Origin of the sequence: Candidatus Tisiphia endosymbiont of Stenodema calcarata (genome assembly GCF_964030695.1) — a bacterium.
Taxonomy (GTDB): domain Bacteria; phylum Pseudomonadota; class Alphaproteobacteria; order Rickettsiales; family Rickettsiaceae; genus Tisiphia.
The window spans coordinates 87,197-99,904 of record NZ_OZ034911.1 but is presented as its reverse complement, the minus strand read 5'-3'; the positions used below and the strand labels follow the sequence as shown (position 1 = coordinate 99,904).

Genomic DNA, 12,708 nt, shown 5'->3' with positions numbered 1-12,708 from the left:
ATCTTGTGAAGGATACCTTACTCCACGAAGATTGCACAGCACCTAACGGCACTTCGCAATAACGGTTTTTCAACTTTCAACAGTTATGGCATTACCCACGCGTGGATCAAAAAGCCAACGTAAGTAATGGTACTTACAGAACCAAAAACGAGGTCATTCCTAGCTAAAAGCGAAAATCCAAAAAATAACCTGCAAAGGCTATTAAACCTCAACTTACGTTGGGATGACATCAACGACAAATATTATATCGAATTCAACTTAACCTCAAGTATCGATGTAACAAATTAATACTAGGCTTAGTATTATCCCTACCCCCTACGTAGGCAGAGTCTAAACAACCTAGAAGGCTCTTTTCAGACCCCAAATTACGCTGGGATGACATTAAGTTGACAATCATACACCTTTAGCTAGGATGGTAGAGACAATAAACTGCATACTCTTCTGCTCCTACGAATTGTCTTTTGAAAATATCATGGATTCACATGTGTAACTATACTATATGTACGCTACGCTTTCTCACCATTCATTTTCAAATCCAATTCGTAGGATCATTTGAATACACACCCTACTCTAAACAAACCCTAATTATTTTTCTTAACCTGCGTAAAATTTAGTTCTATAGGAGTTGCTTTACCAAAAATAGATATAGACACACGCAATCTATTTTTGTCATAATCAATTTCTTCTATAACCCCTGTAAAAGTCTCAAACGGACCGTCAGTAACAATTACTGCCTCACCAATTTCATATAATTTCGAAATTCTAGCATCTTTGGTTTCAGCTTCTAGTTTACTAAAAATATTTTGTATTTCTTTTTCGCTAAGGGCTTGTGGTGTACTTTTACCACCTAAAAAACCTGTAACCTTAGTTACACTTTTTACCAAATGCCAAGAATCATCTGTCATATTCATTTTAATCAGAATATAACCAGGCATAAATTTCTTCTCTGTCTTAACGTTTTTACCACGTTTAACTTCAGGTACTTCAATAACCGGAACAACGATATCCTCAAAAAACTCCGACATACCCTGCTTAGCAATTTGATCGAGAATCATTTGCTTTACACGCTTTTCTGAGCCTGATAATGTATGAATAACGTACCACTGCACCACAATTTTCCCTAAACCTATTCCTTACTTCCCAATATTAAGTAAAACCTGCATTATGCTATGTATACCGTAGTCTAACACCAAACAAATTATACTAAAAATAAATACAGCCACCACTACTATAAGAGTTGAAGTTATCAACTCTTTCTTACCAAGCCAAACAATTTTATAAACTTCTTGCTTTACTTGCTCGTAAAATTTGTAGACTCTATTTTCCTTTAACATATTATACGAACTCATTATAGTTGGCAGGAGCGACAGGAATCGAACCCGCAACCTTCGGTTTTGGAGACCGACGCTCTACCAATTGAGCTACACTCCTATCATATTTTTACTAAAAAATCAAACTATTTTTTTAATAAAGTTCTATATTTACCAAGTGTGCAAGTTTTATTAACTTAAGTAACCTCGGTGTCATCCCCGTTTTGGTGCGGGATATAAAATATCTAACAACATTATCCATAGTATTTTTTAGATTCCCGCCTACGCGGGAATGACATCAACCTTTAGGACTATTATACTTACTTAAACTTACACACTTAGTATATTTGTAATTGCTTCTGACCCATCCCCTATAGTAGTTACTTCCTCGAACTGTTCTTGTTCTGAATCAGTTAATGTTACGTTAGATAACGTATCTGATATTGTTTCATCAGAACTATCTTTACTATCACCGGAAATTAGTTCTTGTTTTAATGTCTTATCTCTAATCTTTGCGTAGTCTAGTAAACATTTTTCCATCTCACTATTACTAAAGCTTTCTGCCAAAAATAATACTGTATCATACTCATCTTTCTGTATGGCAACACTACTTAGTAAATAATCCATTATTTTAGTATTTTTGCTAAGGCATGCCGCCTTATATAAGAGTTCTTTTTGTAGCTCTTGCAACTCATCACGGTTATTAATATCTCCGTTAATATCTTCCATCATCAAATTTAATTTTGAATAAACCCAGTTGCCATACAAGTCAATATCACCCTTAACTAATTGCAATAATTCATTAGACATTTTGCAAAATTCTACTTTTACCGATGATTCGGACATCGATACGGTACTTGAATTCTCACGTACGTCTGAGTACGCTGCGGCTTTGCGTTCCGTGTCTCCTACAAATTCCTCAACATACGACATCTTAGCCATTTTCACGCCTTATATTATTTATTCACAAAAAATAACATTATAGCATATTATATATGATACACTAATAGCTATCTTAATAATTTTTTTTATTTCTTAGCTTTAATAGTTTCGGCCACCTGTAATGGTACTTGCTCATAATGAGAGAAAACCATACTATATTGAGATCTACCTTGTGATAAAGATCTCAAAGTACTAACATACCCAAACATCTCGGCCAACGGCACATTTGCAGTTATAACTTGTGCATTACCTCTTGGATCCATACTTTGCATTTGTCCTCTACGACTGTTTAGATCACCAATAATATCCCCCATATACTCATTAGGAGTAATTACTTCAACTTTCATAATTGGCTCAAGTAATTTTGGATTACCTTTTGGCATACCTTCTCTAAAAGCAGCTTTTGCAGCAATCTCAAATGCAAGTACACTTGAATCTACATCGTGGAATGCTCCATCTATCAAAGTTGCTTTAAAATCAATCATTGGATAGCCGGCAACTACACCTGTATCTTTAATATTATTTAGACCCTTTTCAACACCAGGAATAAATTCTTTAGGTATAGCTCCTCCAACAATTTTGCTTTCAAAAGTAAATCCTGTTCCAGCTTCTTGAGGTTCAAATATTATTTTAACCCGTGCAAATTGTCCAGCTCCACCAGATTGCTTTTTATGAGTATAATCAATTTCACAAGGCTTGGTAATTGTCTCCCGATAAGCTACTTGTGGTGCTCCAATGTTAGCCTCAACTTTAAACTCACGTTTCATACGATCAACCATAATCTCTAGATGCAGTTCACCCATACCTTTAATAACAGTTTGACCGCTTTCCTGATCAGTTGATACTCTAAAAGATGGATCTTCAGCAGCTAACCTAGACAATGCCATTCCCATTTTTTCTTGATCAGCAGTTGATTTTGGCTCTACAGCTAATTCAATAACCGGTTCAGGAAATTCCATTCTCTCCAAAATAACCTGCTTATCCGGATCACACAAAGTATCACCAGTAGTGGTATTTTTAAGACCAGCTAAAGCAACAATATCTCCTGCAAAAGCTTCTTTAATATCTTCTCTTTCATTAGCATGCATCAGAAGCATCCTACCTACTCGTTCTTTTTGGTCTTTTACCGTATTAATGACAGTAGCACCTGAACTAATCTTACCAGAGTAAATCCTGATAAATGTAAGAGATCCAACAAATGGATCGGTCATTACCTTAAAAGCTAAAGCAGAGAAAGGTTCAGATGCTGATATTTTAAAATCTTTTTCTTCTCCAAAATTAATATCTATTCCCTTGACTATTCCAATATCGATTGGTGAAGGTAAGTAGTCAACAACTGCATCCAGCAAAGGTTGCACACCTTTATTTTTAAAGGCACTACCACATAACACAGGAAAAAAGACTCGGTCAATCGTTCCTTTCCTTATCACTACTTGAATTTCTTCCTCAGTAAATTCTTCACCTGATAAATATTTCTCCATCAAATGATCATCAGTCTCAGCAACCATTTCAATTAGCAAAGCACGGTATTCTTCAGCCTTTTCTAACATATCAGCAGGGATTTCTTGGTACGAATATTCAGCTCCAAGAGATTCATCCTTCCAAATTATTGCCTGCATCTTGATTAAATCAATAACTCCTTTGAAATTCTCTTCAATACCAACTGGCAACTGAATTACTAGAGGTTTTGCACCAAGACGATCTTTAATCATTTCTACACATTTGTAGAAATTAGCACCCATTCTGTCCATTTTATTGACAAAGCACATTCTAGGTACTTTATATTTATCAGCTTGTCTCCAAACTATTTCTGACTGAGGTTCAACACCGGCCACACCATCAAATACCGCCACTGCTCCATCTAAAACACGTAAAGACCTTTCTACTTCTATTGTAAAATCCACGTGACCTGGGGTATCAATAATGTTAATCCTTATATTTTTCCAGTAACAGGTAGTAGCAGCAGAAGTAATAGTGATACCACGTTCTTGTTCTTGTGCCATCCAATCCATAGTGGCACCGCCTTCATGAACTTCACCAATTTTATGTGATTTTCCTGTATAAAAGAGAATACGCTCGGTTGTAGTAGTTTTACCAGCGTCAATATGAGCACAAATACCTATATTACGAGTATTAGCAAGAGAAAATTCTGTAATCGCCATATGATTTAATTACCTTGGTTGCGATTTTTTGGGACTAAAATGAGCAAAAGCTTTGTTAGCTTCAGCCATTTTATGAGTGTCCTCTCTTTTTTTAATAGCAACTCCTCTATTATTTGATGCTTCAAATAATTCTTCCGCCAACTTATCAATCATCATTTTTTCAGAACGTTTATTTGCTGCATTGATAATCCAACGTGACGCAAGTGCATACCCTCTTCTTTCATCAACAGGGGAAGGGACCTGATAATTTGCACCTCCCACACGCACTGAGGTAACCTCAAGATATGGCTTTACATTATTCATAGCATTATTGAAAGTTTCATAAGGATCTACCCTATGTTTTTTTTCTATTTTACTAAAAGCAGAATATACTATCTTTTCGGCTAGAGCTTTTTTCCCTTCCTTCATGATATTATTAATAAACCTAGCAAGCAGAGGGCTATTATATTTCATATCAGGCAAGATAACCCTTTTCTCTGCGGCATGACGACGTGACATTTTATCTCTCTATTTCAAATTATTTTTTTACAGCTTGCTTCGCTGATGTACCATAACGTGAGCGTCCTTGCTTACGATTTTTTACACCCTGAGTATCATAAGCACCGCGTACTATATGGTACTTAACACCTGGAAGATCAGGAACCCTTCCGCCCCTTACCAACACCGTAGAGTGTTCTTGTAAATTATGCCCTTCACCAGGTATGTAAGCATTCACGTACTGCCCATTACTTAAGCGAACACGTGCCATTTTACGAAGAGCAGAATTAGGTTTCTTAGGAGTAACAGTTTTCACTATTACACAAACACCTTTCAAAAATGGATTAGATTCCAAAGCTGGGGATTTTGTCCTACGAATCTTCGACTGTCTTCCAAAACGTACTAACTGATTGTTTGTTGGCATTCAATACTCCAAATTTTTCCTTTTGATATTATCTATCAACCCTTAAAGCTATAGGGAAAACCATATACTGCACCACTTTCACTATTAAGTGGCAACAAGTGGAACTATAGCTATTTTTTTTATAAAAGCAACGAGTTTTTAACAACATTGACTAGATTAGCTATTTTTATGAACTTAGGGTTGTAATTACCCCCCTTAAAGTTTGTAGTTCTGTACTAGATAATTTATCTATACGAGTAAAAATATTCATAATATTTTGAGTCATGTGTAATTTTTTCTCAGGCACTTTAAAGAAATTCTTTTTGTTTAATTCAGTAAACAAATGTTCAAAGAAATATCCTAATTCTCCTTTTGATGCTACGTCCTGTTCATTACTAACATTTATTCTCAGCTGTTTATTACGAAATAGCTCATAACATATAATAATTACTGACTGCGCAATGTTAAGAGAACTAAAACCCCCTGTATTAATGTTAATAATTTTATGGGCATAAGTAATTTCTCTATTTCGCAAACCACAATTTTCACGACCAAACATGATAGCGACTTTAAGACCTGTAGGATAATCCTGACTTAAATGCTCTGATAGAACATAGTTTTTATTGATATTACGTGTTGCTGAACTTGTTGCATATAAATAATCAATATCCTCTATACTTGCTTCCAAACTATCATAAATCTTAGCATTATCTATGATATTTACCGCTGATACCGCCATATTACGTGCCTGTTCATTCGGCCAACCATCTCTAGGTGAAACGATTCTCAACTCTGAAACATCAAAATTCTTCATTGCTCTAGCAGCAGCACCAATATTCTCACCCATTTGAGGTGCTACTAAAATAATAATTGGCATAAATATCTTTGATTAATATGTAATTATTTTCTTCTAAATAGCTATTTAATTCCTACTAACTACTCGTATATAATTACTATACTCTTTCATCTCTGTCAACTATTAGTTTCATAATGAGCCAATGATTTTTTTATTTTATCTAATCTTCTTTAATCAAAGAACGTATCAATGCATTAACTGCTTGCTGATGTTCTGAGTTACGAATTTTCATAAAATTCCTTGACACTTCTATACACATACGCTGATGTTGAGTAAGTACAGGCTCGACATTGTCAGCATCTTCTAAACCTTGATAGAAATAATCGATATTTTTATCTAACGCTTTAGCAATAAGAACCAACCTACCTATTGATATTCTATTAATACCCTTTTCATATTTTTGTAACTGCTGATGTGTTACCTCTATTACCTCTGCAAGTTGTTGACGTGACAACCCCTTGGCAAGCCTTAGAGAATAGATTTTCCCACCTATAAACTGATCAACTTTTTGTATGTAGTCATTTCTTCGTACCATAATTAATTCCCTTATGCATGAACTATTAAATTTTAAGAATATAATAGATTATTAACAAATAAAAAGATTACTGTCATATATTATATAACCTAGAAAGCCAACAATTCACATAGGAATACCCACATGTAAACTGTCTACTATCAGTAAGTATTGATTATATTTTTTGTTTATGTACAAGTAGTGCTTAATATTTTTTAACTATTATATAATTATACTGATCTTATAGATACTTAGCAACCTTGTAAATTATAATTTCATTTTTATCGTATTTTTTTAACCTTTTTTTACTATTCTAGATAGAATAAGACTAAAAAATAAAAATCATAGAATTAACTAGGATATTTAAAGAATTATTGCAGAATGTTAAAAAATATACTTAATATAAAAAGTGATAATGTTGAATTTTATATATATACTTGAATGATTATATAAAACAAAAGAAAGTTACTTGATGAAAAGAATTATAAAATGCCTATATCAGGCAGCCTTTAAAACAATTGAACATGATGGTGTTGAACATTCAGGGTATATGTCATTTATGGTACTCCTAACAATCTTTCCTTTTTTAGTTTTTTTGTTAGCACTAACAAGTTTTGTTGGAGCATCAGAACTGGGAAAGAATTTTATTACTATTCTTCTTGAGAGTATGCCAGAACTGGCTACTGACTCAATAAAAACTAGGATAAACGAACTTGGAAAAACTCCTCCTCAAAGTCTAATGACCTTAGCGATAATGGGAAGTATTTGGACGGCTTCATCTTTTGTTGAATGTTTAAGAACAATTTTAAATAGGGTATATGAGATAAAATCTCCTCCTACCTACATAAGGCGAAGATTACTTAGCATAGCACAGTTTTTAGTAATCAGTATATTCATTACCTTTGCCATGCTTATTCTTATTATAGTACCAATAATATTAACAAAACTACCGATAATTTTACAAATGATAGAAGAACATAAGCACACTTTAACCCTTTTTCGATATGCTATCATTTTCTGCTCATTATTTATTACCTCCTCATCACTATATTATATAATCCCTAATGTAACATTAAATTTTACAGACGTAGTTCCTGGAGCTTTATTAACGGTAACTTTATGGGTGATAAGTGGATATTTATTATCTACCTACATAATATATTATAACCAATTAAGTATAATATATGGTTCACTTGGTAGTATAATAGTGACTTTAATATTTTTTTATATTATTAACATGATTTTTATATATGGGGCAGAATTTAATTACCTACTAAGAGAATATCCTTGAAAGCAGAAGAATATATCTGCTTTCAAGAAAAGCTATCGCAAAACTTTGAGGCGTGCATGCACGAACAATAGTTTACTACTATAGTCAATTGATGAGAAGTAGATAGCATCGTCTTCGCTCGCCTATTACATACAATAGGCGTCGCTCCATTTCATAATTTCACTTCTTCAATTATATCATCAACATTCCACCATTAACATGGATAGTTTGACCGGTGATGTAGGAAGCTTTGTCACTTGCTAGGAAAGCTACTACGTTTGCAACATCTTCGGCTTCTCCGAAAGTTCTAAGAGGAATTTTTTGCATTATAGCCTCTTTTTGAGCTTCGTTTAATTTATCAGTCATGTTTGATTTAATAAAACCAGGAGAAACTACATTAATTGTGATACTCCTACTTGCTACCTCAATTGCTAGAGACTTTGTCATACCGATCAAACCAGCTTTGGAAGCACAATAATTTGCCTGTCCTGGATTACCAGAAACTGCAACCACAGATGATATGTTAATTATTCTACCATAACGAGTTTTCATCATTTTCTTTATCGCTTCACGATTTAGAATAAAGCTAGCTTTTAAGTTTATATCTATAACTTGATCAAACATTTCATTGGACATTTTTATTGCCAGCATATCTTTAGTGATTCCGGCATTACAAACTAAAATGTCGATTTGTTCAAGACTAGACACCAAGTTAGTACATTCATCAATATTTGCTAGATTACATGGTACTATCGTATAATTATCTTTTAAGTTATTTGCAAGTTCTTGTAATTTCTCTTGGTTACTACCACTAATTATCACATGACTACCAAGAGAGTGGAATAGCTTAGCAATGCTACCACCAATTGTCCCAGATGCTCCAGTAATTAGAGATTTTTTAGCAGTTAAATCTATCATTTCTATTCTTCCTCTTCTATAGTTATCGTTTCGCTATCAAAAGTAACACTAGTATTATGAGAAGACTTTTGGCGAATTAGTTGTTCTATTTCAGAGCAGATAGCAGGGTGTTCTCTTAGGTAATGTTTGACATTTTCTCTACCTTGACCTATACGAGTGTCATTATATGAAAACCAAGAACCTGATTTTTCTATTATTTCAAATTTAACACCAAGATCAATTATCTCGCTTTCTCTAGAAATACCACTACCATACATTATATCAAATTCTGCCGTTTTAAACGGTGGAGAGACTTTATTTTTAACAACTTTAATCTTAGTTTGGCTTCCTACTAGATCTTCTTTATCCTTGATTGTTGAAATTCTTCTAATATCTAGCCTTACTGAGGCATAAAATTTTAAAGCATTACCACCTGTGGTAGTTTCTGGACTACCAAACATAACGCCTATTTTCATTCTAATTTGGTTAATAAAAATAATTATACAATTAGTTCTTGAAATTGATGCAGTGAGTTTTCTAAGTGCTTGGCTCATTAATCTAGCTTGTAACCCCATATGAGAGTCACCCATTTCCCCTTCAATCTCTGCTTTAGGCACAAGAGCAGCAACACTATCTATAACGACCATATCAATAGCTCCAGAACGTACTAGAGTATCAGTTATTTCAAGTGCCTGCTCTCCAGTATCTGGTTGAGAAATAATAAGCTCGTCAATATTTATGCCAAGTTTTTTGGCATATGCTGGGTCTAAAGCATGTTCTGCATCAATAAAAGCACAAGTACCACCTTTCTTCTGTGCTTCAGCAATTACATGTAGAGTTAAAGTGGTCTTTCCTGAACTTTCCGGCCCAAAAATTTCAATAATTCTTCCCTTAGGTAAACCACCTATACCGAGTGCCAAATCAAGCCCTAGAGATCCTGTTGGTATTGCCTCAACGTCTACAGCAGGGCGTTGACCAAGTTTCATGACAGAACCTTTGCCGTAACTTTTTTCAATCTGGCTAAGTGCAGCAAGCAATGCTCTTTCTTTGTCTATAACGTTCATTTCTAGAATCAGCTTAATAAAATTAAATTAAATTTATAAAGTAACATACGAGGAAAATCCAGTAAAATAATTACAAATATTAATATCATAGTGATTTAAAAATTGCAACTAAAAATTAAAAGAATCTATTCTTTAACCTAAAGCTGATCTGTCAACAGCAACCTTAATGTTTAATTGTTCTTGACCCACAAATCCATGTTATATTGTTTGCAATATTTAAACATATCAACGGTATTAGGGTGGTGTATACCAAACTCCTTAATTTGTGGCTTGCCAAAGAATTTGTAATTATATAAATCTTTGCTTTTACAAGCTGCTTTTGCTCCATGATTATACAAATAACTTATTAGGGCAATATTTTTACTTCTATCTCCATATAAATAATGAAGTATAACAAACGCTTCTTTGTAAGATTCTATGGCTTGCTTAAGCCTATCTTGGGCAAACAAAATATCTCCTTGTGCTATATAACTATCTGCTAAATTAGGATTCTTAGAATAATTTGCACTTTCAGAATCATTGTTTTCATTTGCTAGCAACATATGTATAGCTTTATTAATGTATTCAGAAGCTTTATCTATTTTACCTAAACCTAGTTCACTTCTTGCCATTTCTGTATAAATATCTGCAAATATTTCATGATCTTTATGCTTTATGGGCTTAAGTATATCATATAACTGTTGAGCTTGAGCATAAGCTTCTTGATATCTACCAAGAGAATTCAATATCTTTGCTCTAAATATATAAGGTCCACTAAGGATTGGGTCATTAATATGTACCCCATTTTTTATACGTAGTTCAATAACTTTCTCTTCCCACTCTAAACTTTCCTGATATTTGCCTCGTGCCTCACATAATGTACTTTTTAAAAAATATATTATAGATATATCAATTTCTTGTATTACTCCTTGTTTTGCTAGTTTTTCAGCCTTTTTAAGAAATTTTTCAGCTAGTTTTATTTCGCCTAAAAATATATAAGCCCAAGATGTATAAGAAATTAAAGTAAGTTTAAGGGAATAATTAGCTTCATCATCATCAAGCTTGTCCAAAATCTTTAATGCTCTAGTAAGATAAGAAATCATTACGTCAAAATTGCTTGATGTTATCAAATACATTCCTATTGCTACTAAGTACCTAGCATAACAAAATTTTTGAGATTCAGACATCTTCCACAATTTAAATTCTTTCTCTTTTTGACTAAACCAATCAAACATTTGTTGCGCTTTGCTGGTATTATGAAGGTTGACATACAAAGAAAATAACTCAACTCTTAAGGCAAGTATTGCGTATAGGTTAACATTATATTTTTCAGAGTTTTTTAGAATAATTTCTAAATTCTCTGGTATAGTTTTGGCACCCCTCCACAAATATCCTGAATAAGTCCCTTTAAATTTAGGTAATTTGCTAATAATATTTTCTAAATATATTTTAGAACTATTGCCATTTCGTTCCATTATTTTATTGCTAATTATATCATGCATTTCAAAAATAGGATTATCCTCGCTAGCATTAGTATTACTGATTAGCATAAATTTAGATAGTTGATATATATCATCATCTAAAGTATCCTTATGATCAGTAATAGTAGTAAGAAGCTGTTTTGAGAAGCTTTGGTTATTTAATAAAGCTATTTTATTAAGTAATGTTACTGCATTAGGGTTTAATTGTTGAATAGCCATACTAATATTTGTTGCTATTTTATCAGTCGATTGATAAATTTTCTTTTTATATTCTTCTTTATCTAGACCTTTAATTTTATTAAGTAATTGAGCCCCCTGCACTATAAGTATTGGATAACCACTAAAAGATTGCGTTAAAAATTCGATACTATTTTTATCTTTATTATCCAATAAAGTATTAGCCAAAGTTACGATAGTAGGTTTATCAAACAAGGTCATTGCTATAATATTAGGTAACTTATCATTATCTTGCGAACAAAACACGACCTGACCATTATGTTCCCAATCAATAAAGTCTTGTACTTTTTTATTTTCATTAACTTTTAAATTATCAAATACCAATAACCATTTACTAGTAGAAGTTAAATATGACATTACTTCTTTTTTAGCTAGAGTTACTGCTTCAGATATATTAGTTTGTTTAACCATATTGAGTTGTTGGGCTAATTTAACAAATTGTTCATTAAAATCAAGGTTACAATCAAAAAACCAAATTAGATCATAATTATTTTTATTCTCATAACTATACATCCTAATTAATTGAGTTTTACCTATACCGCTAGTACCCACTATACTTGCTTGTCTATATTTATCTAAATGTTTCTCAAGAATTTTAAGTTGTTGCTCATGATTGACAAAATAACTAACTGGGGTGATTAAATTAGTTATTTGTTCTTTTGCCAAAGTTCTAGTATTAATGATTAATACTATGATTAATAGTAAGAATTCTTTCATATAATGAAACCGGTGAAAAATAAATTATGCCCTAGCGGTTACGTATAAAACACATTATACGAATAACTATAAAGAATAAACAAAAATAATTCAACTTAAGTTTAAATATTAATAATAAAAATCATTAAAAAGTAGGAAAGTTTGTTTGCTAATTCTGAACCTAAATTCCACTAGCCTAGTATCAGTAGAGCATCTTTACAATCTCAAAGTTCGTATAAATAATCCCTTATGGTGATTTTTGACATGTATAACGCCGATAGACCTCTAAATTATAACCTTATCCCAACGTAACTAGTGATTTGAGCAGTATTATTTATCAGGAGTGTAAATGACATCGTCAAACTCCTCATTTAACGAGGGCATTCTGATTTGCAAACTTGCTGTACAATTTATCACATT

At 32.8% G+C, this 12,708-nt stretch carries 12 protein-coding genes and 1 tRNA gene; 1 reads left to right on the top strand and 12 read right to left on the bottom strand.

Annotation, left to right across the window (positions count from 1 at the left end; all coding sequences use genetic code 11):
- Positions 1 to 581: 581 nt before the first annotated feature.
- The 9 genes from nusG to ACQH1W_RS00520 all read right to left on the bottom strand — a co-directional run bounded on the left by nusG (position 582) and on the right by ACQH1W_RS00520 (position 6,685).
- Complete coding sequence (gene nusG / locus ACQH1W_RS00560) at positions 582 to 1,130, bottom strand: transcription termination/antitermination protein NusG (RefSeq protein WP_341763380.1); 549 nt, start codon at positions 1,128 to 1,130, stop codon at positions 582 to 584.
- 3 nt (positions 1,131 to 1,133) lie between these two features.
- Positions 1,134 to 1,334 (bottom strand): preprotein translocase subunit SecE, encoded by a 201-nt coding sequence (secE, locus tag ACQH1W_RS00555; protein WP_341748453.1) that lies wholly within the window; start codon positions 1,332 to 1,334, stop codon positions 1,134 to 1,136.
- A gap of 21 nt (positions 1,335 to 1,355) precedes the next feature.
- Positions 1,356 to 1,431: transfer RNA gene (locus ACQH1W_RS00550), tRNA-Trp, on the bottom strand.
- Positions 1,432 to 1,640: 209 nt separating this feature from the next.
- Positions 1,641 to 2,252 carry a palindromic element RPE1 domain-containing protein gene (locus ACQH1W_RS00545; RefSeq protein ID WP_375332529.1) on the bottom strand — a complete coding sequence of 204 codons (612 nt, stop codon included), beginning with the start codon at positions 2,250 to 2,252 and terminating at the stop codon, positions 1,641 to 1,643.
- An 86-nt stretch (positions 2,253 to 2,338) separates the two neighbouring features.
- Positions 2,339 to 4,414, bottom strand: a complete 2,076-nt coding sequence (fusA, locus tag ACQH1W_RS00540) for an elongation factor G (protein ID WP_375332530.1) — start codon at positions 4,412 to 4,414, stop codon at positions 2,339 to 2,341.
- Positions 4,415 to 4,423: 9 nt separating this feature from the next.
- On the bottom strand, positions 4,424 to 4,912 hold the full coding sequence (rpsG, locus tag ACQH1W_RS00535) for a 30S ribosomal protein S7 (protein WP_341747240.1): 489 nt from the start codon (positions 4,910 to 4,912) through the stop codon (positions 4,424 to 4,426).
- A gap of 19 nt (positions 4,913 to 4,931) precedes the next feature.
- A complete protein-coding gene (gene rpsL / locus ACQH1W_RS00530) occupies positions 4,932 to 5,315 on the bottom strand; it encodes a 30S ribosomal protein S12 (protein ID WP_341747241.1) in 384 nt (127 codons plus the stop codon).
- A 166-nt stretch (positions 5,316 to 5,481) separates the two neighbouring features.
- Positions 5,482 to 6,171, bottom strand: coding sequence for an RNA methyltransferase (locus ACQH1W_RS00525; protein WP_375332531.1), 690 nt, complete (start codon positions 6,169 to 6,171; stop codon positions 5,482 to 5,484).
- A 139-nt stretch (positions 6,172 to 6,310) separates the two neighbouring features.
- Positions 6,311 to 6,685: a helix-turn-helix domain-containing protein gene (locus tag ACQH1W_RS00520; RefSeq protein WP_341747243.1), complete on the bottom strand. Its 375-nt coding sequence runs from the start codon at positions 6,683 to 6,685 to the stop codon at positions 6,311 to 6,313.
- 451 nt (positions 6,686 to 7,136) lie between these two features.
- Here ACQH1W_RS00520 and ACQH1W_RS00515 point away from each other — a divergent pair, with 451 nt between their 5' ends.
- Positions 7,137 to 7,955 carry a YihY/virulence factor BrkB family protein gene (locus ACQH1W_RS00515; protein WP_375332532.1) on the top strand — a complete coding sequence of 273 codons (819 nt, stop codon included), beginning with the start codon at positions 7,137 to 7,139 and terminating at the stop codon, positions 7,953 to 7,955.
- Positions 7,956 to 8,126: 171 nt separating this feature from the next.
- On the opposite strand, the gene fabG is transcribed toward ACQH1W_RS00515, so the two are convergent.
- From fabG to ACQH1W_RS00500, 3 genes are all read right to left on the bottom strand, one after another.
- Complete coding sequence (gene fabG / locus ACQH1W_RS00510; RefSeq protein WP_375332533.1) at positions 8,127 to 8,852, bottom strand: 3-oxoacyl-ACP reductase FabG; 726 nt, start codon at positions 8,850 to 8,852, stop codon at positions 8,127 to 8,129.
- Positions 8,853 to 8,854: 2 nt separating this feature from the next.
- Positions 8,855 to 9,895, bottom strand: coding sequence for a recombinase RecA (recA, locus tag ACQH1W_RS00505; protein WP_341763013.1), 1,041 nt, complete (start codon positions 9,893 to 9,895; stop codon positions 8,855 to 8,857).
- A 170-nt stretch (positions 9,896 to 10,065) separates the two neighbouring features.
- On the bottom strand, positions 10,066 to 12,309 hold the full coding sequence (locus ACQH1W_RS00500) for a tetratricopeptide repeat protein (protein ID WP_425361057.1): 2,244 nt from the start codon (positions 12,307 to 12,309) through the stop codon (positions 10,066 to 10,068).
- Positions 12,310 to 12,708: the final 399 nt, after the last annotated feature.